The sequence below is a fragment of the Roseibium alexandrii DFL-11 genome (genome assembly GCF_000158095.2).
Classification (GTDB): domain Bacteria; phylum Pseudomonadota; class Alphaproteobacteria; order Rhizobiales; family Stappiaceae; genus Roseibium; species Roseibium alexandrii.
This window is the reverse complement of the sequence record NZ_CM011002.1, coordinates 2,490,996-2,514,715: the sequence shown is the minus strand read 5'-3', so window position 1 is coordinate 2,514,715 and position 23,720 is coordinate 2,490,996. Positions and strand designations below refer to the sequence as shown.

The 23,720-nt window shown below is 55.3% G+C and carries 19 protein-coding genes; 16 read left to right on the top strand and 3 right to left on the bottom strand.

The window, feature by feature from the left end:
• Complete coding sequence (locus SADFL11_RS11700; protein WP_008190519.1) at positions 1–540, top strand: hypothetical protein; 540 nt, start codon at positions 1–3, stop codon at positions 538–540.
• A gap of 37 nt (positions 541–577) precedes the next feature.
• On the opposite strand, the gene SADFL11_RS11695 is transcribed toward SADFL11_RS11700, so the two are convergent.
• Positions 578–1,447, bottom strand: coding sequence for an acyl-CoA thioesterase (locus SADFL11_RS11695; protein ID WP_008197218.1), 870 nt, complete (start codon positions 1,445–1,447; stop codon positions 578–580).
• A 466-nt stretch (positions 1,448–1,913) separates the two neighbouring features.
• Between SADFL11_RS11695 and SADFL11_RS11690 the strand changes: the two genes are divergently transcribed.
• Together SADFL11_RS11690 and SADFL11_RS11685 are read left to right on the top strand one after the other, a co-directional pair.
• On the top strand, positions 1,914–2,594 hold the full coding sequence (locus SADFL11_RS11690) for a response regulator (protein ID WP_040453034.1): 681 nt from the start codon (positions 1,914–1,916) through the stop codon (positions 2,592–2,594).
• A 216-nt stretch (positions 2,595–2,810) separates the two neighbouring features.
• A complete protein-coding gene (locus tag SADFL11_RS11685; protein WP_008192574.1) occupies positions 2,811–5,306 on the top strand; it encodes a putative bifunctional diguanylate cyclase/phosphodiesterase in 2,496 nt (831 codons plus the stop codon).
• A gap of 82 nt (positions 5,307–5,388) precedes the next feature.
• Here the strand turns inward: SADFL11_RS11685 and SADFL11_RS11680 are convergent, their stop codons facing one another.
• On the bottom strand, positions 5,389–8,916 hold the full coding sequence (locus SADFL11_RS11680) for a PAS domain-containing hybrid sensor histidine kinase/response regulator (protein ID WP_008196057.1): 3,528 nt from the start codon (positions 8,914–8,916) through the stop codon (positions 5,389–5,391).
• A 281-nt stretch (positions 8,917–9,197) separates the two neighbouring features.
• Between SADFL11_RS11680 and SADFL11_RS11675 the strand changes: the two genes are divergently transcribed.
• The 6 genes from SADFL11_RS11675 (at position 9,198) to SADFL11_RS11650 (ending at position 14,882) form a co-directional block, all read left to right on the top strand.
• On the top strand, positions 9,198–10,370 hold the full coding sequence (locus SADFL11_RS11675) for a pyridoxal phosphate-dependent aminotransferase (RefSeq protein WP_008196732.1): 1,173 nt from the start codon (positions 9,198–9,200) through the stop codon (positions 10,368–10,370).
• Between the two features lie 74 nt (positions 10,371–10,444).
• Positions 10,445–11,335 (top strand): PAS domain S-box protein, encoded by an 891-nt coding sequence (locus tag SADFL11_RS11670; RefSeq protein WP_209002800.1) that lies wholly within the window; start codon positions 10,445–10,447, stop codon positions 11,333–11,335.
• A 298-nt stretch (positions 11,336–11,633) separates the two neighbouring features.
• Complete coding sequence (locus SADFL11_RS11665; RefSeq protein WP_008192950.1) at positions 11,634–12,245, top strand: response regulator transcription factor; 612 nt, start codon at positions 11,634–11,636, stop codon at positions 12,243–12,245.
• 134 nt (positions 12,246–12,379) lie between these two features.
• Positions 12,380–12,721: a response regulator gene (locus tag SADFL11_RS11660; RefSeq protein ID WP_008196920.1), complete on the top strand. Its 342-nt coding sequence runs from the start codon at positions 12,380–12,382 to the stop codon at positions 12,719–12,721.
• Between the two features lie 223 nt (positions 12,722–12,944).
• Entirely contained in the window at positions 12,945–13,658 is a 714-nt protein-coding gene (locus tag SADFL11_RS11655) for a Crp/Fnr family transcriptional regulator (protein ID WP_209002798.1), read from the top strand.
• A 135-nt stretch (positions 13,659–13,793) separates the two neighbouring features.
• The gene (locus tag SADFL11_RS11650; protein ID WP_008195485.1) at positions 13,794–14,882 is read left to right on the top strand and encodes a MerR family transcriptional regulator; all 1,089 of its coding nucleotides are present in this window, start codon (positions 13,794–13,796) and stop codon (positions 14,880–14,882) included.
• Between the two features lie 63 nt (positions 14,883–14,945).
• On the opposite strand, the gene hemN is transcribed toward SADFL11_RS11650, so the two are convergent.
• A complete protein-coding gene (gene hemN, locus SADFL11_RS11645; RefSeq protein ID WP_209002796.1) occupies positions 14,946–16,322 on the bottom strand; it encodes an oxygen-independent coproporphyrinogen III oxidase in 1,377 nt (458 codons plus the stop codon).
• Positions 16,323–16,581: 259 nt separating this feature from the next.
• On the opposite strand from hemN, the gene SADFL11_RS11640 reads away from it, so the two are divergent.
• The 7 genes from SADFL11_RS11640 (at position 16,582) to SADFL11_RS11610 (ending at position 23,718) form a co-directional block, all read left to right on the top strand.
• The gene (locus SADFL11_RS11640) at positions 16,582–17,685 is read left to right on the top strand and encodes an AbrB family transcriptional regulator (protein ID WP_008192034.1); all 1,104 of its coding nucleotides are present in this window, start codon (positions 16,582–16,584) and stop codon (positions 17,683–17,685) included.
• Positions 17,686–17,889: 204 nt separating this feature from the next.
• Entirely contained in the window at positions 17,890–19,545 is a 1,656-nt protein-coding gene (gene ccoN, locus SADFL11_RS11635; RefSeq protein ID WP_008191015.1) for a cytochrome-c oxidase, cbb3-type subunit I, read from the top strand.
• A gap of 14 nt (positions 19,546–19,559) precedes the next feature.
• Positions 19,560–20,294, top strand: a complete 735-nt coding sequence (ccoO, locus tag SADFL11_RS11630; RefSeq protein ID WP_008195934.1) for a cytochrome-c oxidase, cbb3-type subunit II — start codon at positions 19,560–19,562, stop codon at positions 20,292–20,294.
• 5 nt (positions 20,295–20,299) lie between these two features.
• Entirely contained in the window at positions 20,300–20,455 is a 156-nt protein-coding gene (locus tag SADFL11_RS11625; protein ID WP_008189268.1) for a cbb3-type cytochrome c oxidase subunit 3, read from the top strand.
• Positions 20,456–20,458: 3 nt separating this feature from the next.
• Complete coding sequence (gene ccoP / locus SADFL11_RS11620) at positions 20,459–21,337, top strand: cytochrome-c oxidase, cbb3-type subunit III (protein ID WP_008194386.1); 879 nt, start codon at positions 20,459–20,461, stop codon at positions 21,335–21,337.
• Between the two features lie 264 nt (positions 21,338–21,601).
• Entirely contained in the window at positions 21,602–23,065 is a 1,464-nt protein-coding gene (gene ccoG, locus SADFL11_RS11615) for a cytochrome c oxidase accessory protein CcoG (RefSeq protein ID WP_209002794.1), read from the top strand.
• A 140-nt stretch (positions 23,066–23,205) separates the two neighbouring features.
• Positions 23,206–23,718, top strand: a complete 513-nt coding sequence (locus SADFL11_RS11610; RefSeq protein ID WP_008192530.1) for a FixH family protein — start codon at positions 23,206–23,208, stop codon at positions 23,716–23,718.
• Positions 23,719–23,720 lie beyond the last annotated feature (2 nt).

The window sequence follows — 23,720 nt, the reverse complement described above, 5'->3', positions numbered from 1 at the left end:
ATGATCCGCAAGAGTATTTCAGCAGCATTCGGCATTGTGGTGTGTCTGAGTGTTTCGGTGATCGGCGCGGCGTTTGCCGAAGAGGCGGTGTCGGAAGAAACCGTAACAGCTGTGACAGACGGCACGCCGGAAAGGTATTCTCTGGTCTCCGTGGATGGTGACGTTCTGAGAGTGGATCGTCAAAATGGAACTGTCTCTGTCTGCAAACAGAAAAACGAGGCATGGCGATGCAATCCCGTGCCCTTGGCCGAAGAGGCCTATCTGGCGGAAATCAACACGCTGGCCGGTGAAGTTGAGAGACTGACCGCTCGCGTGGAAGAGCTGGAAGGCGCCGAAGCAAACGGTCAGTCCCAATTGCCGCCAGGCTCCGCCCTGGATCGCCCTGCTACCGGTACAAAACCCGGAGATCAAACCTCTGGAATGACCTCAGAGGACGAGGAAGAACTCGATCGTGTCCTCGATTTCACTGAGACAGCCATGCGCCGGTTTTTCGGCATGGTCCGCGAGCTTCAAAAGGACCTCGACGGTTCCGGAAACTGATCGAAACCGTCGCGTGGCCGAAAGACATCTTTGAATTCTAAGCAAGCACCATCTTGGAAATGGCGGTTCTCGCCTCTTCCGGCAAATCGACCGCGCGCCGGGCATCAAGATCCATTGTCAGCGCGACTACATCGAGCGTTGCGGCCAAGCGGTTGGTCCGGCTTTCGAAAACATGATGCCGCATCCCGAAGGTCTTGTTCTGGCTGCCGGTAAAACCGGAGGCCACGACAATCATGTCGCCAGACTTCAGCGGTGAATGCCAAATCAGCTTCATTTCGATAGCGACCCGACCGAGATTGTGCTGGCTTAGATAGGCTTGGGTGAGGGGGCTGCGCTCCCACACATGCGGAACGCCGTCGGTGCAGCAAGACAAAGCAAATTGATCATCTGCTTTTCCGTCCGCATTGACGTGTCTGGGCATTACGGTCCCGCGGAAGCAGAGCGCTCCGTTGTTCTGCAGGAGTTTGTCCAATGCCGGGCGGGCGCTGGCCGGGCTGGCCGACAGTCCGCGCGGTGTTGCGTCGGAGGACATGGGAGTCTGATAATCCGCAAACCTCTGGCGCAGTGATTTGACCGTGCCGGGATTTGGCTCGTATCCGTCGATAGCGGTCGCGCTCAACGCGCCGGTGCCTGAGTTGCGCATCTCGTGCACCACTGTCAGCAAATGCGGACCGTCGAAAGCGATCCCCGAGTGCACGGTGATGAGATCTCCGGTCCGCAGCTCCTTATGATAGCGTACATGGCGTACACGACGTGCCCCTGCAACGCTGTCGCTGAGGCCAGATATCAGCCGGAATTGCTGATCTGCCTCATCAAAGCGGCTGAAATAGAACTGGACGTTCAAGTGATCATTTTCATCGCATTCCCACCGGTTGGTGAAGGAATAGAGAGTTGGTGAAAGCGCCATTTTGAAGAAACTTTGATTAGGGAAAAGAACAATCAGCGACGTGAAGTTATTGTAATTAATTTGTTTTTTGAAGTTCTTATTTGTGGCTTTGTTAATCTGTGGAAAACGCAGATGGTATAAACGTTATCTGGGTTGTAGTTTTTGGAGATTAAAACTGCTTTTGAGGATGTGTCAGCTGCGTTCAGTGGCAATAGTTTCACTTCAGCGGAAGTATAGTGAATCAATCAAGTGTTGTTGCAGGGTTTCATGCTTATTTGCGAGACCGATTGTACCTTTGATAAGAACGGAGCGCCGCCGCATGGTTTGACTTGCCAACGCGCCCTGAGGCACATACTTTCAAACATTACGAACCACGTCTGCGTAAGTGTGTGATAGCCCGGCGTAAAGCCTTGTCTTTCGGAGGAGAGTGCGCAGACACCCGTTCGATAAACGGCCTGAAAAAAGAAGGCTGATCTGGGAGGAAAACGTGTCGGCGCCATCGTATCGCTTTGTCATTGCGGATGATCACCCGCTGTTCCGTGGAGCTTTGCGTCAAACGCTGGAAGCTCAATATCCGCAAGCCTCAATCGTTGAGGCGGGGGCATTGGAAGATGTAACCTCGCTTTTGGAGAAAGATGGCGAGGTCGATCTGATCCTTCTGGATCTGACGATGCCCGGCATGCGCGGCTTTTCAGGATTGATGTATCTGCGCGCGCAACACACCGGCGTACCGGTCGTTGTTGTTTCGGCAAACGAGGACCCGCAGGCGATCCGAAAGGCCATGGAATTTGGCTCATCAGGCTTTATCCCGAAATCTCACGGCATCGAGGTCATCCGGGAAGCCATCGCCGAAGTCATGCTGGGCAATGTCTGGACGCCGCCGGATGTGGATCTGTCTGCCGATGACGGCAGCGGAGACCTTGTGCAGCGGCTTTCAACGCTCACACCGCAGCAGGTTCGCGTGCTCATGATGCTGTCAGAAGGCCTCTTGAACAAGCAGATCGCCTATGAGCTCTCTGTCTCCGAGGCGACTGTGAAAGCGCACGTTTCGGCCATCCTTCAGAAGTTGGGCGTCGAAAGCCGGACACAGGCCGTCATTGCCGCCTCGAAAATCGAAGCTGGTCAGTGGCAAATGAACGGTGAAAACGTTGAAACGCCGGACGTCTAGGGGGTAATGGCGGCGGTCGGTATTCACCTGCCAGTATCGCCAATCTTCAGTTTATGGAAACAATGCCGCAGCTTCCCGTTGCGGCATTATTTGTTGAATACTGACAAATTTTTTTTGAACCTTTCTCCTTTACCGTAATTTCATGAGGGGGCAGTTAGGCTCTTTGTGCGCGAAGGTATTGGCGCGTGCATCTCGTTGCGTAGTATTGGAGTAAGCATGCGGTTGTCCGCGCACTGGAAAACGATGCTCCAGGTCATATTTCTGGCGTTTGTCCATCCAGGAAGACAGATCTGGGCGTCTGCCCGCCACAGTGCCACCGGTAAGTCTCGGCAAAGCCTGAAAACCTCAATGCAGCCGTTCCTTCTGGCATTTGGTTATCCGGTGGCGGGCGAAGATGTCATACGCAGGGTTCGGGCCGCGCAGATATCGCATGTTTTGCGTCTGACCCCCGTCATGATTGCGGGAAATCTGATCAACGCTGCTGCCCTAGCCGCAGTCGGTTTGACGATACTGCCGTCAGTATACGTGCTTGGATGGGCGTTGCTCGTTGTTGCTGTAATGGCTCAAATGGGCCTTAGATGGCACAAGAGCGGCAGATATCCAATTGAACAGGCCTCCGCAAAAGTCATCGCGCGTGCTGTCCATCATGCGACCATCTTGAGCGCACTTTGGGCCGTCGTGCCCATTGCAGCGCTTGCAGTTGGGGATGTTCAAGGCATCTGGATAGCATCCATCGTGACCATCGGAATGATCTGTGGCGGTGCCTTTGCATTGGCGACTGTTCCGCAGGCTGCGTTTCGGTGGCTGCTGGTGTTGTACACTGTGTCGGCTGTTTCTCTTGCCGCAGCGAATATTGATCAATCCTGGATCCTCATCGCTTTGTTGACAAGCTTTGCGGTTATAATTGTTGGCAGTTCCACATCGACCAGTTGGCTTTTCACATCTCATTTTCTTTCGGAAGGCGAATTGCGGCAACGCGGCGACCTCATCGCACTGATGATGAATGAAATCGAGGACAAAGACAGCGACTGGTTCTGGGAGACAAATATCGGAGGGAATCTTAAAAACGTGTCGTCCCGTTTTGTCTCCGCCAGCGGGCGTAGTGTGAACAGCCTTCAGGCGATGCGGTTAACCGATCTGGCTTTTTCTTTGTCCCATCCGGACGCACAGGATGGATATTCAGCCTTGGATGAAGCAATCACAGAAATCACAGCTTTTCGGGACCTGGAGATTGGTGTTGATGTCGATGGTGAAGCGCGTTGGTGGGCGGTTTCAGGAACACCCGCTTTTGACGAACGGGGTTATTTCACCGGGTATAGGGGCGTTGCTTCTGACATAACTGAGATGAAGGTCGCGAACGCTTTGGTCACGCAGCTGGCCGAGCAAGATGCGCTGACAGGAATTGGAAACCGCAATTGGTTCTTGAAACAGGCAGACCTGAAGCTCGCCGCACAACTTGAAAAACGCGCGAACACTCTGACCCTGTTTCTGATCGATCTCGATAACTTCAAGGTGGTCAACGACACCAGCGGGCACGCCGCTGGGGATGACCTTCTGATCCAGGTCGCCGAACGGTTCCGCTCAATCAGCGAAGGCCGCACCTTACTTGCCCGGTTTGGTGGTGACGAGTTTGCAGCGGTCGGGGAATTCGTCAGCGATCAGGCCGCTGAGGTTTTCGCGAATGAACTTGTGAAAGTTACTCGCAAGCCCTTCAAGGTTGGAAAGCGTGAATTTGCGATTGGCGCCACCGTTGGTTTTTCCCGGCTCCGTAAGACAAACTCCAGCGTGAATGATCTTATGCGCGAAGCTGACATCGCGCTTTACAAGGCCAAAGAGGGTGGACGGGGGCAGGCGCTTGCCTTTGCCGAGGAAATGGAACGGGAGGTTCGGGAGCGCCGCGAACTTGAAGCCGATCTGCGTGAAGCCTTTGAATCCGATGGCTTGACCATAGAGTTTCAGCCGATCGTTGAGGCTCGCAGCGGCCGTGTCGTTTCAAGTGAAGTCCTGGTCCGTTGGCAGCATCCAACCCGTGGAGAAGTTGTGCCTGACGTGTTTATTCCCATCGCGGAGCACGCTGGGCTCATATTGCCCATGGGGATGTGGGTTTTGAAAAAGGCCTGCAAGGTTGCCGCGCAATGGCCGGATCTTGAGACGGTCGCGGTAAACCTGTCTGCTGTTCAGTTCATGGATCCAAACCTGGTTGAAACCGTTTCCGATGTCTTGATGGAGACTGGGTTCCCGGGTGAGCGGCTCGTACTTGAAATTACGGAATCGGTCTTCTTGAAAGACATTGGCTCTGCTTCAGAGAAGCTGGATGGCCTTCGGGATATGGGTATCAAAATTGCTCTGGACGATTTTGGGACCGGCTATTCTTCGCTGCTTTACTTGCGCAATTACAACTTCGACAAGATCAAAATCGACAAGTCGTTCGTTGATGAAATTGGTGAGCAAAGCGAGGGGCTTGCCATCATTGCCGCCATCATAGCCCTTGCTCACAACCTCGGACTGGAAGTGACCGCTGAAGGTGTTGAACGCCAGTTTCAGGTTGATGCGTTGCGTACGCTAGGCTGTGATACGTTGCAGGGATACTATTTCGGCAGACCGGACCCGAATCCTATGCTTATCGGCGAGATCCGAAATGAGGATTGGAATGACCGGGCGCCGAGCACCGCTCCGGAAAAACGCAGCGCCGTTGAAGCTGCACGCGAGTGATTTTCTAGTGATTGCTTTTAGTTTTCCGCGACGGTTGGCCTTTTGCGACCGGCAATGACTGGTGCCCACCGCCTCGGGATTGTTATTCGGCCGCGGATTGATCTGTCCGGCACCGGCCTAAAGCTGCGCGCAATGCTGCCGGCTTCAGTGGTTTATTAAAAAACGAAATGTCCTTATCGGCGGCTTCTGTACGCACCGGGCGGCTTCGGTCCGCCGTGATCAGGATGGCAGGGATGTGGCTGCCGAATTTCCAGCGCAACTTCACGATCGCTTCAATCCCTGTGCCGTTGTCCAGGTGGTAGTCCGCCAGGATCACATCCGGCGTCAGGTTTTCATGGTTGAGCAGAGCGGCGGCCTGCGTGTCATCGCAAGCCGTGATGACCTTGCAGTTCCAGTTTGTCAGAAGATGGCGCATGCCGGACAAAATGTCGGGTTCATTGTCGATCGCCACGACGCAGAGGCCATCAAGCTGGCCAACAATTGCAGCCGGTTGCGGCACAGGTTCAATATCAGGCACAGGCGCGCTTCGCGGCAGTTCAACGGAAAAACAAGACCCTTTGCCAAGTGTCGAGCGCAGATTCACCTTGTGATTTAGAACGTGGCTGATCCGCTCGACGATTGACAATCCCAAGCCGAGACCTTTGGCCACGCGCATGCCGTCATCGAGGCGATGAAACTCCTGGAAAATGGCTTTCTGCTTGGTTTCAGCAATTCCGAGGCCCGTATCATGCACTTCCACGAACACCCTGTTCTCCCGAACCCGGCAGCCGACCAGCACTTTGCCTTCTCCGGTGTATTTGATGGCGTTGGAAACGAGATTTTGCAGCAAACGCCGTAAGAGGCGCCGGTCGGATCTGATCGACATAGTTGTGTGAACGATCCGAAGCTCCAATCCTTTTTCCGCAGCGATGGGCATGAATTCGAGTTCCAGGCCGCGGATCAACTCGTCCAGCCGGAAGACGGTCGGCTCCGGTTTCAAGGCTCCTGTATCGAGCCTTGAGATATCCATGACAGCCCCGAGAATGTCCTCAACCGACTCCAACGCCGACTCCACGTTCTTTACGAGTTTGCCGTTGTCACCCTCTTGGAGCTTGTCGACCAGAACGGAGGAATAGAGCCGGGCCGCATTCAGCGGCTGCATAATGTCGTGACCGGCGGCGGCCAGGAAACGGGTTTTGCCTATGTTGGCCTCTTCGGCCGCACGCGTCGCCTCCACAAGGCGGTCATTAACGTGTGTCAGTTCTTCCGTACGTTCACGCACCCGCCTCTCAAGCGTTTCGTTCGCTTTTGCCAAAGCTTCTTCGGCCATTACGCGTTCTGTAATATCGGTGTAGGTCGTCACGATGCCGCCATCGGGCATTGGGCTGATGCGGACCTCCAGAACCGTGCCGCTCTCAAACAGGCGCTCTTGATAGGTTTCCTGGATAACGACCAGTTTCTCGATCCGGTCCTGCACGATCACCTCAACCGGACCGGAGCCGTGTTCACCGCGTTCCGCATTGTACCGGAGGATGGCGTCGAGGGTTGTGCCGACCTGTCCGTATTCGGCAGGAAGGCCGAGAAGATCCCGGAACTGACGGTTCCAGCAAATCAACCGGAAGTCCCGGTCAAACACACCAATGCCCTGACGCACCTGGTTGAGCGCTGTCTGCAGAAGGTCCCGATTGTGCTGGATCGCCATAGACGCATCGTCCAGCAGTTTCACCGCGCCCTTGGTCGACGGATCATGCCGTTTCAGCATCAAGGTAAGGACGAGACGGGCGGAGGCGGCGCCAATCGCGCTTGCAAGCAGCTGCTCGGAGAACCTCAGTAGGTTCGCATCTGCGATTGTGTTTGGTTCAATCGAGATACCGCGTTCACGTGCAAATCTCTGAAATGAGCGCTCTGTTCTTTCTTCACCGAGGTAGCGGGCAACGGTTGCCTGGAGATCTCCAGCGGTGACTGACGTCCGCCAGTAAAGGAAGTTGGTCGGATTGCGAAGTTCTGACGGTACAAAGACGTTTGCCTGCAGCGTTTCTGAGGGCTGAGGTTTTCGGATCAGCGAACCTGCGATGAACAGAACGACATTTGCCGCAAGGCTCCAGAGCGTGCCGTGGATAAATGGGTCTGCCTCGATACCGAACAGGGATTCCGGCTTAAGCAGGTCGATGCCAAATGGCCCCGTGCTCATGATGGTATCGGAGATCAACCCGGACTGGGCAAAGGTCGGCAGCAACAGCGTATAGGCCCAGAGAAACAGGCCGCCACTCAGACCTGCAATCGCTCCGGTGGCTGTTGCCCGCCGCCAGTAAAGTCCGCCGAAGAAGGCCGGCGCGAATTGGGCAATCGCAGCGAACGACAACAGACCGATGGAAACGAGGGCAGCCGTATCACCAGCGGCCCGATAATAGGCGTAGGCGAGAAGTAAGATACCGAAGATAGCCAGGCGGCGAATGGTGATCAGACGCCGGCTCAAGTCCCGTCCGTCGGTGTTTACGATGTCCTCTTCGCGATGCCCTCTCAGCATCAGCGGGATGACGATGTCATTTGAGATCATGATTGCGAGGGCGACCGCAGCCACAATCACCATTGCGGTAGCTGCGGACAAGCCGCCGAGAAAGACGAAGATCGTCAGCCAGTGCTGACCAGCGTCCATTGGCAGGGCCAGAACATAGGTGTCCGGATTTACGTCCTGCCCAAACCGAAGGAGCCCGGCCGCAGCGATTGGAATGACGAACAGATTGATCAGGATGAGATAGGCCGGGAACAGCCAGGTTGCGCGTTTCAGCTCCGCATCTGAGTTGTTCTCCGTCACTGTCACGTGGAATTGGCGCGGCAGCAAAAGAACCGCAAATGCCGACAAGGTCGACATGACAACCCAGTTGCTGATCTTGATTGGCTGATCGAAGACCGCGGCAACTTCGGGCGCCTCGGAAATTGCGCGGATCAAGTCAAAAGGGCCACCGAACATGCCGTAGGTGACCCAGAAGCCGACTGCCAGGAACGCGATCAGCTTGACCACCGCCTCTGCGGCAATCGCGAGCATCAGGCCTTCCTGGTGTTCTGTCGCATCAATGTGCCGGGTCCCAAACGCCGAGCTGAAGATTGCCATGCCCAACGCAACCAGGAGCGTCAGATCGGCAAAGCCCGGATAGAGGAATTCAGGTGGCGAAAAAATCGGGCCGACCATTGTTGTGATCGACAAAGATACGGCCTTCAGCTGCAAGGCGATGTAGGGGATTACGCCGATCACGGCAATCAGGGTCGCCAACGCTGCGACGGACTGGCTCTTGCCATACCGCGCACCAATGAAATCGGCGATCGATGTGATGCTTTCCGTCTTGGAGATATGGATAATCCGGCGCAGCAGCGGGTAGCCAAGAGCAAAGACCAGAAGGGGACCGATATAGATGGTCAGAAACTCGGCGCCATTTCGGCTTGCGTTGCCGACCGAGCCGAAAAAGGTCCAAGACGTGCAATAGACCGACAAGGACAGGGCATAGATCATCGGCCGGCCACCACCGCGCAAACGCTTGGAGCGCCGGGCCATCCGGTCGCCATAACTTGCTATGGCAAACAGCAGCAGGATGTACACCGCTGCCGCCAGTATCACGAGCCAGCCATGCAGCATCGTCTTGCGGTTATCCTCCCGGGCAGTTTTTTGGGATCAGTTTCTCCTCGTGCCGAATCTCATCAAATCCCCTGTTTTTATTCCGCCTCTTTCGCGATCCGATCACAGCTTGCAGCAGATGTCTATTCGCCATGCGGCGAAGACAGATTTGTCGCTGAAACGTCCCAACGCAGTCCCGTTATTGATCAGGACTTGTGAAGCAGAGTTCAATTTCTTTCATGAAAGTATCGGAAGAATTGTGAGTATGTTGACCGCGGGTAGAGCTTTTAAGGACCACACATTTGACTGCGCTGATCGACACTCTGAGCCACGAGGCTCGCATGGCGCCGGAGAGCGGCATCGTTGAAGTCTTCAATGCCGGACAAGGACGTGATGACGTTATCCCCTTATGGGCGGGCGAAGGGGATCTGCCGACCCCTCAGTTCATCTGTGATGCTGCGAAGCGGTCCCTCGACAATGGTGAAACCTTTTACACCTACCAGCGCGGCATTCCGGAGTTGAGGTCTGCACTAGCCGGATATCATCAAAGAGTTTTCGGCAAGGCCTTTGCACCTGAGAGGTTTTTTGTCACCGGATCAGGTATGCAATCCATTCAGCTCGCCGTCCAGGCAATCGCATCCTCAGGCGACGAAGTGCTGGTACCAACACCAACATGGCCGAACATCGAGGCAGCGCTTGGGATCAGAGGCGTAAAACCGGTCTCAGTCCCAATGCGCGAAGTGCTCGAAGGATGGGAATTGGACGTCAACGATCTGGAAGCGTCGATTACGCCAAAGACCGCTGCGATATTCCTTAATTCCCCCAGCAACCCGACAGGGTGGGTCGCGTCTGAAGAGGTGTTGAGACAGGTACTTGGCCTTGCCCGCAAGCACGGACTTTGGATTATCGCGGATGAGATCTACGCACTTTTCTATTATGGCGAAGCAAACCGCGCCCCGTCCTTTTACGACATTGCGGACGAGGATGATCAGATCATTTATGTGAACTCCATGTCCAAGAATTGGGCGATGACTGGATGGCGCATAGGTTGGATTTCGGCACCTGAAGCGCTCGGCCAGGTTTTGGAGAACCTCATTCAATATTCAACGTCCGGCGTTCCGATGTTCAGCCAACGTGCGGCTGTCTCGGCTTTGAATGACGGACACACGTTTCTTGAGCAGCAAGTCGGCCTTGCCAAAGACGGGCGTGCCTGCGTGGTTCAGGGGCTTGGAGCTTTGAACCGCGTCCGGATCGCGGCCCCTCAAGGCGCGTTTTATTTGTTCTTTTCCATCGACGGTGTTGAAGACACCCGGAAGTTTGCGATGGATTGTGTCCGCGAGACCGGTGTGGGTCTTGCACCGGGAACGGCCTTCGGAAACGGCGGAGAAAACTACATTCGCTTGTGCTTTGCGCGCCAGCGCGCCCATTTGGAAGAAGCTATCCAAAGAATAAGCGTTTGGTTGCCAGAGATTTAGAACAAAGACGGGTTGCTGGAGTACGTGAAAATCCGTAAGTCTTGATGGAAGGGCGAGTTCCATCGGGGTGCGGCATGGCGGATGACAGTGTGATTGACAGCGGAGAAGTTGCCGCGACGATCTCTGACGCCCGTTTGGACAGTGTCTTTAACACCGCTGTTGATGGCATCATCGTCATCAACGCGAAATGCCAAATCCTGGCGTTCAACAAGGCCTGCGAAAAACTCTTCGGGTATTCCGCAACAGATCTGCTTGGCGAGAATGTCAATCGGATCATGCCGTCCGACTATGCGCACCATCACGATTCCTACGTTCAAAACTATCTGGATACGGGCCACAAGAAGATCATCGGCATCGGCCGGGAGGTCAAAGGCCAACACAAGGACGGGACGGTTTTTCCCTTAGAACTGTCGGTTGGCGAGGCAGCTACGTCTGAAGGCCGCCAGTTCATCGGTATCTTGCGGGACTTAAGGCCGCGCAAACAGATCGAAGAGCGTTTGAGTAAAGCGCAGTCCCAACTGTTGCACATGACGCGATTAAGTGCGCTCGACGAGATGGGTGCTGCAATTGCTCATGAATTAAACCAGCCGCTCACAGCCATTCTGCTCTATCTGCAGTCGGTCTCCCGCAAAGCCACCGCGGACGAACGTCTGACACCAGTGATGTTGGACGTCATCTCAAAGGCGGTGAAGGAAGCTGAGCGCGCCAGCGAAATTATTCAACGCATGCGCCAACTGGTGGAGCGGAAAGATCCGGAGCGCAAAGAAGTCGACGTCGATGAGTTGGTGGCCACCTGTCTGGAAATGGCAGATTTGGGGGCGATCGACGAACCGTCCATCATGGTCGCCAAGGTTGATAAGAACCTCCCACCCTTGATGGCTGATCGGTGCAAATCGGGCAAATTTCTGATCACCTTCTTTCGCACGCTCGAGAAGCTGTCGCCGGCCCAGCGCAGAGAAAAGTAACCTTGGCGGGGTGCCTAGGTGCGGATGTGCTTGAGTTTCGCGTTGAAGACACGGAACGGGCGTTTCTCAGGAAGTCGCAGACAGCCTTTTCAGAGCTTTCAGCGGCGCGAACACAAGGGGGTTGGCCTTGGGATGGCAAATTTCCAGATCATCGCGCAAATCACGGCGGTGACTTGCGCCTTGAACAATCAGCGCCAGGTGCAGGAGCGTCATTTCTTTTGACACTGCCCGTCACAATTGAAGAAACCGGGACAGAATGAACGCGGACGGTCCCGGCTCAGGACAAGGAAGTAAATCGATGAAAGCGAACGCTGATGCCATCTATATCGTAGACGATGATGCCGCTGTGCGTGACGCCCTATCCGTTTTGTTCAACATGGAGGGCTTTATCGTTGAAACCTTTACCGATGGAGACGCGTTCGTGCAGTCGGCCAGCAAAGCCGTTCCTGCCTGTATCATGTTGGATGTTCATATGCCGGGGCGGTCCGGTATCGAGATTTTGAAGGCGCTTAACGCGGAAAACTATCCCGCACCGATTTTTATCATCTCCGGCCAGGGCGATATTCCTCTGGCGGTTGAGGCGATTCGCAACGGCGCACACGACTTCATTGAAAAGCCTTTCTCAGCCGAGTCTGTTCTTGAGCGGGTCCGCGAGGGCATCAACGCCATGAAGCAACGCCAGTCTTCTGACGACGGGATGCAGTTCGAGGGCGTAGACCTGCTGACCCGCCGGGAGCTGGAAGTGTTGAAAGAGATTACGGATGGCGCCTCCAACAAGGAAGCTGGCCGGACGCTCGGTATCAGCCCGCGCACGGTAGAAGTGCACCGCGCTCGAATCATGGAAAAGCTCGGAGCACGCAATGCGGCCGAGTTGGTCCGTATTGTCCTCGGCCACGGTGCAACAGGCTGACAGGAAACGCTTGAAGGCCTCATCAGATAAGTAATCGCGCGAAAACGTAGTACTGCGTACATCTGATACGGGTTTTTTAGCGTAATTTCTCCGAAGGTTTGGCAATTCCGACCAAACCGTGAGGGCATTGCCGAGTGATTGTTCACATTGTCGAAGACGATCGGGCGGTTGCCGACGCACTTTACATAGTGCTTGGCGAGCTGGGGTATCTTCCGGCCGTTTACAGTGACGGAGAAACTTTTCTGGCCGAAGCGACCGTTTCGGCCAAAGATATCGTCTTGCTTGACCTCGGACTTCCGGGAATGAGCGGTGTGGATGTTGCCCATCAACTGAATTCCCGGGCGAGCGCTCCCCGCATCATCGCGATCTCCGGCAAGACCCGCGCCGGGTTGAACAGGCATCTCAGGGATTTGCCCGATATGCCGCTTTTGAGAAAGCCGTTGTCGATGGAAGCCTTGGCTGAAGCTGTGGCATAATCTCCTGCGTCCGAATATCTCATATGTAGTTCTTCTTACGCAGACACCCTAATTTCTCCTGCAACATCTGATAGATACAGTTTCTCCTGTGGTTGGCAGAACGTCGGACGGGACGTTTTGCAGCAACAGTCGAATGAGCGTCCTCTCCGAAGAGCGGTCAGCCCAGCCAACAGTTGCCATAACCGGACTACGCCGCACAGGTCTGTGCGCAGGAGGGATTTAAATGGCTTACTATGAAGCAGATACTTTCGGGCATGCGGTTAGAACCGGTCGTCCGGTTGCCGAGATGTGTGCATCCAAAGGGACTTCTTTTGAACATTTTGGGGCCAAACAGGCCCACTACGATAACCACGCTGTGATCTACTACGAGGGGGATCCGGCGAAGCGGCTCTATGAGTTGGCGAGCGGTACGGTGATGCTTTACAAGCTGCTGCCGGACGGCCGCCGTCAGGTCGTTGAGGTTTTACGCCCGGGCGATCTGTTTGGACTGTCTGGAGCTGAAGAGAACGATTGCACCGCTGAAACGCTGACGGATGCGAAGGTCAATGAGATCGATCTGCGCCACGTTGAAAAATCAGCTGATTTGCAGCGGCATCTGACCAAATGCCTGACCAAGCAAATGCGTGTCCTTCACGAACATGCTGTCTTGCTCGGCCGGAAATCCGCCGTAGAGCGTGTCGCAAGCTTTCTGATGCATCTGGTTCCGAACCGCGGCGGCCTCGGCTGCGTAGGTCCGGTCGACGACACTGAAGACGGCTACGATCTCCAGCTCCACATGACGCGGCAGGAAATCGCAGATTACCTCGGGCTGACGATTGAAACCGTTAGCCGTGTGGTCTCCGACATGAAGCGCCGCGGAATCATCCGTGTGGACCGCTCGGACAAAATCCACCTCAACAAGGTCTGCGGCCTGTGCCAAATGACAGGCATGCACTGAACATAGTGCGCTAGTCCAATAAAACAGCCGCAGATCCGTCTGCGGCTTTTTTCTTTTAAGGTTGGTGAAAAAACGCATTTTGCCCCTTGAGCCGGACCTATGGTCATACCTTAGAGCGACGCTCAGGAGGTTCTCATGGACAAGAAAATCCAGAACGATGTTCTACTTACCGCTGCAGAGTGCGCTGCTCGAACCGGATTGTCGGTCAAGACACTCCGGGTCTATGAAGCTCAAGGTCTGATCACACCAAAACGCACGGACAAGAACTGGCGCCTTTACGGCACTAACGAGATTGTTCGGTTGAATGAGGTCATGATCCTCAAGCAGTTGGGTCTCAGTCTTTCCAAGATCAGCGAACTTCTCTCCGGTCAGCCGGCGAATTTGGAACGGCTTCTGGAAATCCAGGCCACAACGCTGCGGACCCGCAGTGCGCAGATCGAAACCAGCCTGCGGCTGATCGGGCAATTGCAGCTGAAAGCTAAGAACGGCCTGTCCATGGAGGATCTCCTTTCACTCGCAAAGGAGACCCATATGCATGAAGCAACAGACGATATCGCTTGGCGACGGTATGAGCAGGCGCGCCCGCGGACCCAGGTTGAAATCGACCCAAAGAGTTTGACCGACTATGTCGGCGACTACAGATTTGAAGACGGACTGACTGGCAAGGTAAGGACAGACGCTGGAAAATTGTTGGGGGGGCTCTTGGGGCAGCCTGAGTTCGAGTTATTCGCCGAGGCACCGGACAAATTCTTTTTGAAGATCACGCCTGCTCAGGTGACATTTGATCGTGACGAGACTGGTCTTGTCCAAGGTTTGATTCTTCATCAGGAAGGGTTTGAACTCAAGGCAAACCGATGCGAACCCGGCACCTATCAAAAAGCTGAAGACGCTCTGCAGGATCGGGTCAAGGCCAACGAGCCGTACCCCGGAAGCGCCGACCAGCTGCGGACAGTTATTGCCGAGTGTGCTGCTGGAACGGTCAACCATGATGACTATACACCGCAGCTCGCTAGCGTTATCCGCGAGCAACTCCAAATGGTCGAGCAAGAGCTGGAACGTCTGGGACCGCTCAAATCCCTTGATTTCCGGGGAGTGGGTGCCGGTGGTTATGACCTTTACACAGTTGACTTTGAAAATGGACGGCTCGAATGGGGGCTTTCCAAAGCCGCAGATGGCCGTTTGAACGGGCTATTCATGCGCCCCGCACCTTGTGACATCGTCTAGATACAAAAGCGGATCGCCGGTTTCTTTCGGCGATCCGCTTGGTTCTTGTGTGGTTGATCTACCTTATACAGCCGCAGAATGCCGGGCTTTGCCCGCCGCTTGGCTGTCGGCCAGGTAGGCGTCAAACGCTGCGGCGGCGAGGCGCACATACGGGCGGCCTTCATCTGTCACCCGAACCACGGTGCCATTGTTTTGCTTGCGGTTGATTTCCACAAGACCGTCAGCGGCAAGTTCATCAAGAGCGTCCATGGAGGATTGCAGTTGATGAATGCCGGTATGATAAGCTGAACACACCTCATCGAGGTCGCAGGCGTAGTTGGTCATCAACTCTTCAATGATGCGGCCGCGCAGCCTGTCATCGGCGGATAGCGGCAAACCTTTGGAAACAGGCAATTTGCCCGCGTCAATGCTGCGTTGCCAGTTGCCGACATCCGGCAGGTTTTGCACGAATCCCTTGCTGAGCTTGCCAATCGAGGAAACGCCAAAGCCTATCAGCTGTTCACCCTGGTCGGTCGTGTAACCCTGGAAGTTGCGTTTGAGCGACCCGTCATCGAGCGCAACGGCCATGCTATCGTCGGGCCGTGCAAAGTGATCAAGGCCGATCGCCACATAGCCCGCCTTGAGCAACTCGCTGCGCGCAAGGTCCGCCATGGCCAACCGTTCTGCGGCAGAGGGCAGGGAGGTTTCGTCAATCAACCGCTGATGCTTTCGCATCCAGGGAACATGCGCGTAGCCGAACAGCGCAATCCGGCCCGGGTTCAAAAACAAGGTCTTTTCAACGGTGTCCAGAATGGATTCTTCCGATTGACCTGGAAGTCCATACATCAGATCGAAATTCAGCGCATCAAGCCCGGCCTTGCGCAAATACCCTGTCGTCTGCTCTACGACTTCATAAGGCTGAACGCGGCCAATTGCCTTTTGAACGTCCGGATCGAAGTCCTGAACACCGAGGCTTGCCCGGTTGATCCCGACCTGAACCAGCGTGTCCGCCAGTTCCTGTGTCACGAGGCGGGGGTCAAGTTCGATCGCGTGCTCCAGATCCGGGTCGAAATCGAACAGAACCCGCATTAATCCGGTGAGTTCCACAAGGCTCTGCCGTGGCAGCAGGCTTGGCGTGCCGCCACCCCAATGAATGTGTTTGACGGGGCCAGCTTTTTGCAGGTGAGCCGCGGTAAGCTCAAGTTCCCTGCACATTGTGTCGGCATAAGCCTTCAGCGGCGCATCCTTGCGCGTTGCCTTGGTATGGCACCCACAATAGTGGCAGATCTCCCGGCAATAGGGGACGTGCAGATAGAGAGATAACGTGTCCTGCAGACCTATTGATTGCAACCAATCAACATAAACATTTGCCGACACCCCATCATTGAAGTGAGGAGCGGTCGGATAGCTGGTGTAGCGCGGTACATTGCGCATAGCGTAGGAGAGTGTTTTCGTCATCATGAGCCAACTATTGGCCGCCGGTCCTGGTGCCGCCTTGATATCGCTCAAGCAGCTCAAACCATTTTGGTGATTTTGACTTGTTATCGAGTTGAAGGCACGCTTTGGGCTGACGAATGCAGCGTTATGATTGCGGATAAATCGTCTTTGATGATCAGGATGTATTCAAAAAATGATTACATTGATCAATGTGATCAATCATGATTGTGCTGAATGTTGAGGTTATAAGGTGTCACCCCAGGACAACCAGGTGACGTAGAATATGAACGAACTCCGGTTTGAGACACTCTGGAAGTTTCCGGCGACACTGGCGATTGCCGTGGCGGGCGGGGCTGTATTTCATCTTGCCGGTTTGCCGGCGGCATGGTTGTCCGGTGCCATGATTCTCGTTGCCGCTGCGACCCTGGCGGGCGTCCCGACTGTGATGCCGAACAAATTCCGCGACGGCCTGTTTGTTCTTCTTGGCATTTCCATGGGGGCAGGCGTCCAGCCGGAAGTTGTCGAACGGGTATCCGAGTGGCCGCTGTCCATGGCGATGTTATTGCTCGTTGTTGTTGGGGTGACCATTGCTGGGTACTGCGTTTTGAGATACGCGGCCCATTGGCAGAAGGAGACGGCTTTTTTTGGCGCAATCCCGGGCACCCTGGCTTATGTTATCGCGCTTGCGTCCGAACGGCGGGCCGATCTGCCGAGAATTGCCTCCACGCAATCGGTCCGGCTCTTCTTCCTGATAGCGCTTTTGCCTTTTGCCGTTGTTTCCACAACGGATACCGATGCCAGCATTACGGTCAGCCGTTATACATCCGATCTATGGGACTACGCGATCGGGGTGCCACTCTGCATTCTGGGCAGTCTTCTGGCCGTGAAAGTGCGGTTTCCAGGTGGATGGATGACAGGTGCCTTTTTCACAAGTGCTGGTCTGAATGCGTCTGGTGCCGTTCATCTTGTGCTGCCGGAAAGCATCGTCCTTATCTGTATGGTCGCGATGGGTGCGTTAATTGGCTGCCGGTTCAATGAAATGACCTTCCGCGAATTTGTAAGCGTCTTGAGCGCTTCCGTTTCGGCATTTGCAGCAGCGTTTTCTGTTTCCGTTGCAGGGGCAGGATTTGTCTCCTGGATGATCGACATCCCCTTTGGTCAGGCGCTTCTGGCATTTGCGCCGGGCGGGCTTGAGGTTATGACCCTGATGGCGTTCGTGCTCGATCTGGATCCGGCGTTCGTTGCGGCCCACCAGATTGTTCGCTTCACCGGAATGGTTCTTCTGTTACCCGCAATCACATTGATCACCATCGGCAGGGCACCCCAATCATCAGACGCCACCGGACACACCTCCACGATTGCAACGCCCGACAAACCAATGACCTGATTTCTCAAGACCGTCATGTCTTGAAAAAGAAGTCCGGCGTCTCCTGAAAGCCACCTTTTTCGTACCTGCGATAATCTGTCCCAAGCTTCACCGGGGGTGGGTTTCTGATTCTTGACATGAATCAACGCATCCATTCCGGAACCGTGCGCACTGTCTTGCCATCGTTGGCACCTTGTAACGATTTTAAAGACTGGGGCGCTAAATATGGCACAACAAAAGACCGGATTGGTCTCGCTCGAGGAAGGCGGCTTCGCCATCTTCCTTGTGCTACTTGCATTTGCCTGCCTTATCGTGGCGGGCAAGACCTTTGATCAGGTCATGGCATTTCACGCTAGCGTCGGCGCATTGTTCGCCGCTCTTGGCGTGTTCTATATCTTCAAGAATTACTTCGATGACGGCGGGCAAGCAATCCCGCAGGAACTCGATGGTAAACCCAACTACAATATTGGCCCCATCAAGTTTGGCGCAATCGCGGCCATGTTCTGGGGCATTGCCGGCTTCACTGTCGGTCTTGTGATCGCGCTTCAGCTGGCCTGGCCTGCGCTGAACTTTGATCTGCCCTGGACCAACTTCGGCCGCCTGCGCCCCTTGCACACCTCCGCGGTGATTTTTGCATTTGGCGGCAACGTTCTTCTGGCAACATCGATGTATGTCGTGCAGCGGACCTGCCGCGCGCGGATGCCAGGCAAGATCCTGCCCTGGTTCGTGATCCTGGGCTACAACGCCTTCATCGTCATTGCCGGAACCGGTTACTTGCTGGGTGCCACTCAGGGCAAGGAATATGCCGAACCGGAATGGTACGCTGACCTTTGGTTGACCATCGTTTGGGTGTTCTACCTGCTCCTCTTCCTGGGAACCCTGTGGAAGCGGAGAGAGCCACATATCTACGTCGCGAACTGGTTCTATCTTGCGTTCATCGTGACCATCGCGGTGCTGCACATCACCAACAACTTGACCATTCCTGTGTCAATCTATTCGACCCAGTCCGTGATCGTCTGGGCTGGTGTACAAGATGCGATGGTTCAGTGGTGGTATGGCCACAACGCGGTGGGCTTCTTCCTGACCGCGGGCTTCCTCGCCATCATGTACTACTTCATCCCGAAGCGGGCTGAACGGCCGGTCTATTCCTACCGCCTGTCGATCGTTCACTTCTGGGCTCTGATCTTCATCTACATCTGGGCTGGCCCGCACCACTTGCACTACACGGCTCTGCCGCAATGGGCGTCAACACTTGGCGCGACCTTCTCAATCATCCTGTGGATGCCGTCCTGGGGTGGCATGATCAATGGCCTGATGACCTTGTCGGGTGCGTGGGACAAGCTGCGGACCGATCCGGTTCTGCGCATGATGGTGGTTTCCGTTGCCTTCTACGGCATGTCCACCTTCGAAGGTCCTCTGATGTCCCTGCGGTCGGTCAATTCCCTGTCGCACTACACGGACTGGACCATTGGTCACGTTCACTCCGGTGCACTTGGCTGGGTTGGCTACATCTCCTTCGGCGCGATCTACTGCCTCGTTCCGTGGCTGTGGAACAAGAAGAGCCTGTATTCCCTGAAATTGGTGAACTGGCACTTCTGGCTGTCGACGCTGGGGATCGTTCTCTATATCACCGCGATGTGGGTGTCCGGCATCATGCAAGGCCTGATGTGGCGCGCATACGATAGCCTCGGCTTCCTACAGTACTCCTTCGTGGAAACCGTGGAAGCGATGCATCCCTTCTACATCATCCGTGCTCTCGGCGGTGCGCTCTTCGTGGTCGGCGCCCTGATCATGGCCTACAATCTCTGGATGACTGTCCGTCACGGCGAGGCTGAAGAAGCCGAAGCTCTACCGGCAGGCTCCCTGGCTGCGGCCGAATAAGGGGAGGGACAAAAATGTCTGCATGGAAAAAACACGAAATCTTCGAGAAGAACTCGATCATCCTTGTGATCGGTATTCTCGTGGCCATCTCTGTCGGTGGCCTGGTCGAGATCGCTCCGCTCTTTTATCTGAAGAGTACGATCGAAAAGACCGAAGGAATGCGGCCTTACACGCCGCTGGAGCTCGCAGGCCGCGAGATCTACATTCGGGAGGGGTGCTATACGTGCCACTCCCAGATGATCCGTCCGATGCGCGACGAGTTGGAGCGCTACGGCCACTTCTCACTGGCAGCGGAGTCGATGTACGACCACCCGTTCCAGTGGGGATCAAAACGGACTGGTCCAGATCTGGCCCGCGTTGGCGGCAAGTACTCCGATGACTGGCACGTCGAGCACTTGATCGATCCGCGCTCGCTGGTTCCGGCCTCGATTATGCCAGGCTATCCGTTCCTTGCCGAGACCGAGCTGTTCACCCGTGACATCCAAGGCCACGTCGGCGCCAATATGGTGGTTGGTGTTCCTTACACGGATGCACAGCACGAGTTCGCTGTCGCCGATGCCATCGGTCAGGCGTCTCCGGACACCGACGGGGCTTATGACTTCGAAGAGCGTTGGCCGAATTCGGCGGTCCGCGACTTTGACGGCAACCCGCGCAAGGTCACCGAGATGGATGCGCTCGTCGCCTATCTTCAGGTGCTCGGAACCATGGTCGACTTCTCGATCTACGACAACAAAGCCAACCTGAGGTAAGTGCGATGAACGAGACATACTCCGCCCTCGCGGCCTTCGCGCAAACCGGTGGCCTTATCTACTTCATGATCCTGTTTGGCATCGTTCTGGCCTACGCCTTGTGGCCGAAGAACCGCAAAAAGTTCGATGATGCCGCCCAGATCCCGTTTCGGGAGGACTGATCCATGTCTGATACACATCAAAAGGAAGTCGACCAGGTATCCGGGGTCGAAACCACGGGCCATGAGTGGGATGGTCTGAAGGAGCTCAACAACCCATTGCCGAAATGGTGGCTGTACCTCTTCTACATCACCATCGTTTGGGCCGTGATTTACTGGGTGCTTTACCCATCGTGGCCGCTGATTTCCAGTTACACCACGGGTGTTCTGGGATCCAGCCAGCGGGCCGAAGCCCTTGCTGCCGTTGAAGAAGGCGTTGCCGGACGCTCCCAGTTCGCTGACCAGATCGTTGCGACCCCGTTGGCGGACATCTCCAACGACCAACAGCTCCTGCAATTTGCGATGGCCAATGGCCGTGCGGCATTCGGCGACAACTGTGCACCGTGCCACGGAGCTGGTGGAACCGGATTTGAAGGCTACCCGAACCTTCAGGACGACACCTGGATCTGGGGCGGTACACTGGACGACATCCACACCACGCTGCTTCACGGCATTCGTGTCGACAACGACAATGCCCGCTTTGGCGAGATGCCAGCTTATGGCCGCGATGAACTCTTGAGCAAAGAGGAAATCAGCCAGGTTGCCAACTACGTCGCCTCCCGCACAGGCTTGGAAACCGATGAGGGTGTCGATCTTGCAGCCGGTGAGACACTCTACGTGGACAACTGCGCAGCGTGTCACGGTGACAATCTGGAGGGTATCCAGGATGTTGGTGCGCCGAGCCTGGTGTCAGCGAACTACCTTTATGGCAAGTCGCTGGACGCCATCAAGGCTCAGATCACCAACCCGCGGAATGGCGTCATGCCTGCCTGGGAAGACCGCCTAGATCCGGCAACGATCAAGTCGCTGACAGTTTATGTCCATGCCTTCGGCGGCGGTCAGTAAACTGTTCAAAATGGTGCGACAAAAGCGCCAGACTTGGCTTTGATTTGATCCGGCGCAAAGAGGATATCTTTGCGCCGGATTATCTTATGCGCATGGTGGAACTCCACTAGATCAGCGGCGGGTCAACCGGGCCCGGTTGTTCCGCCAAAGCTGATCGCTATTGAAGTGAAAGAGTATCTTTGTGCGTTCACTTGAACGCATGATGCTCTAGGCATTTGGTTGAAGATCCTATTGGGGCAGGATCGGGCAAAGAGGACGGACGGTATGTCTACCGACACCGAAACGCACGAGGGCGGCCACGACGACGAGTGGTTTGCGTCTGCCAAGAAAATTTATCCCATGGCAACCCATGGTCTGTTCCGGCGGATCAAATGGGCGCTGCTATTCATTACCCTGGGCATCTACTATTTCCTGCCCTTCATACGATACGACCGCGGCCCGAATGCGCCGAACCAGGCTGTGCTCGTGGATATGGACAACGCCCGCGGCTATTTCTTCTTCATCGAAATCTGGCCGCAGGAAGTCTATTACCTGACCGGCTTGTTGATCATTGCGGCTGTGACCTTGTTTCTCATGAACGCAGTCGCTGGCCGTATCTGGTGCGGATACCTGTGTCCGCAAACGGTTTGGACTGACCTGTTTCTCTGGGTTGAGCGCAAGATTGAGGGGGACCGGCGGGAGCGTATCGCGCTGGACAGGGAGCCTTGGTCTGCCTCGAAGGTTGGCAAACGGGCAACAAAACACTTCTTCTGGCTGATGATCGCCTGGTGGACGGGCGGCGCTTGGGTGCTTTACTTCAACGACGCGCCGACGCTGGTTTGGCAGCTTTTGACCTTCCAGGCTCCGATGGTTGCCTACATGTGGATCGGTATTTTGACCGCGACCACATATCTGCTCGCCGGTTTCATGCGGGAACAGGTGTGCATTTATATGTGCCCCTGGCCGCGTATTCAGGCGGCGCTGACCGATGAAAAAGCGCTAAACGTGACCTATCGCTGGGATCGCGGCGAGCCGCGCGGATCACTCAAGCAAAACAAGGGACTCGAAGCGCAGGGGCTTCCGGCAGGTGATTGCATCGACTGTTACCAGTGCTTCCAAGTTTGCCCGACCGGGGTTGATATCCGCAAAGGTCCCCAACTTGATTGCATTCAATGCGGTCTGTGCATTGATGCTTGCGACAACATCATGACGAAGGTCGGCAAGCCGACCGGTCTCATTGCTTACGATACGGACGAAAACATTGAGCGCCGGATCGAAGGCAAGGAGCCCGTCTATGAAATTGTTCGGGTCCGGACAGTCATCTATGCGGCTGTTATTGCTCTAGTCGGCATCATCATGCTGGCAGCGCTTTTGACCCGCGATTTTGCCGACATCAGCGTTCTGCATGATCGGAACCCGGTTTATGTAGAGCAGTCTGACGGCTCGGTCCGCAACGGCTACACTGTGCGCTTGTCCAACAAGCGGCGCCATGACCGGCACTTCATGCTGCACGTAGAGGGAATGCCGTCGAACACACAGGTCGAAGCTGTTGGTGTGACTGAGACCTTTGCCGGCCGTCCAATCGTCCAGGTCGGACCGGACACAACACGTGAAATCCGCGTTCTCGTGACTTCACCGCCTTGGGAAAAAATGCCGCATTCAACGCCGGTGACCTTCCGGATTACCGAGAGTGTGATGGGTGAGGTTATAACCGCTAAGGACACATTCAAAGCGCCTGACCCGGACTAGATCGGAGCACTGGACGCGACGAAGCGACCACTACACCGCGCCCTTGTGGCCAGATCCTGATAGGGGCGCGGTGGTAATCAGACAAACAACCTTTTGCTGAAGAGGGGCCTCCAGCAAGAGACCGCGCCGAGGAGACGGATATGGCGATGGCTGAGACAAACGGAAAAGATCCAAAGGCAATCACTGGCAAGACGGTACTTCTTTGGCTGGCCGGATTCTTTGGAGTGATTTTTCTCACAAACGGGATCTTTCTTTATTATGCGGTCGGGACCTTTCCAGGTGTCGCTGTAGAAAGTTCCTATGAGGCCGGGCAGGCGTACAATCAGGAAATTGCGGCTGCAAAAGCGCAAGAGCAGCTCAACTGGAACATCTCCAGCGAATTGACGCGACAGGCCGATGGCAGTGGTAAGCTATTGGTCCTTGCAAAGGATGCCGGGGATGCGCCTCTTTACGGGATGAATGTTGAAGCGACGCTGAAGCATCCGGCGCAGGTAAATGCCGATCTGTCACTGATCCTGACGGCAGACGGCGGCGGCCGCTATGTTTCCGAAGTGGAAGCGTTGCCGGCAGGAAACTGGACGTTGCTTCTTGAAGTGATCGAAAACGGCGAACGGAAGTTCAAGTCCGAAAATCGCATATTCATCAAGGAATGAGG

What these genes read in the sequence shown, in the direction of transcription:
- ccoG (WP_209002794.1), top strand. Translation starts at nt 21,602, where the DNA reads ATGTCTACCGACACCGAAACGCACGAGGGCGGCCACGACGACGAGTGG.
- SADFL11_RS11610 (WP_008192530.1), top strand. Translation starts at nt 23,206, where the DNA reads ATGGCGATGGCTGAGACAAACGGAAAAGATCCAAAGGCAATCACTGGC.
- SADFL11_RS11665 (WP_008192950.1), top strand. Translation starts at nt 11,634, where the DNA reads ATGAAAGCGAACGCTGATGCCATCTATATCGTAGACGATGATGCCGCT.
- SADFL11_RS11680 (WP_008196057.1), bottom strand. Translation starts at nt 8,916, where the DNA reads ATGCTGCATGGCTGGCTCGTGATACTGGCGGCAGCGGTGTACATCCTG.
- SADFL11_RS11625 (WP_008189268.1), top strand. Translation starts at nt 20,300, where the DNA reads ATGAACGAGACATACTCCGCCCTCGCGGCCTTCGCGCAAACCGGTGGC.
- ccoO (WP_008195934.1), top strand. Translation starts at nt 19,560, where the DNA reads ATGTCTGCATGGAAAAAACACGAAATCTTCGAGAAGAACTCGATCATC.
- SADFL11_RS11640 (WP_008192034.1), top strand. Translation starts at nt 16,582, where the DNA reads ATGAACGAACTCCGGTTTGAGACACTCTGGAAGTTTCCGGCGACACTG.
- SADFL11_RS11700 (WP_008190519.1), top strand. Translation starts at nt 1, where the DNA reads ATGATCCGCAAGAGTATTTCAGCAGCATTCGGCATTGTGGTGTGTCTG.
- SADFL11_RS11650 (WP_008195485.1), top strand. Translation starts at nt 13,794, where the DNA reads ATGGACAAGAAAATCCAGAACGATGTTCTACTTACCGCTGCAGAGTGC.
- SADFL11_RS11670 (WP_209002800.1), top strand. Translation starts at nt 10,445, where the DNA reads ATGGCGGATGACAGTGTGATTGACAGCGGAGAAGTTGCCGCGACGATC.
- SADFL11_RS11685 (WP_008192574.1), top strand. Translation starts at nt 2,811, where the DNA reads ATGCGGTTGTCCGCGCACTGGAAAACGATGCTCCAGGTCATATTTCTG.
- ccoP (WP_008194386.1), top strand. Translation starts at nt 20,459, where the DNA reads ATGTCTGATACACATCAAAAGGAAGTCGACCAGGTATCCGGGGTCGAA.
- hemN (WP_209002796.1), bottom strand. Translation starts at nt 16,322, where the DNA reads ATGATGACGAAAACACTCTCCTACGCTATGCGCAATGTACCGCGCTAC.
- ccoN (WP_008191015.1), top strand. Translation starts at nt 17,890, where the DNA reads ATGGCACAACAAAAGACCGGATTGGTCTCGCTCGAGGAAGGCGGCTTC.
- SADFL11_RS11655 (WP_209002798.1), top strand. Translation starts at nt 12,945, where the DNA reads ATGGCTTACTATGAAGCAGATACTTTCGGGCATGCGGTTAGAACCGGT.
- SADFL11_RS11695 (WP_008197218.1), bottom strand. Translation starts at nt 1,447, where the DNA reads ATGGCGCTTTCACCAACTCTCTATTCCTTCACCAACCGGTGGGAATGC.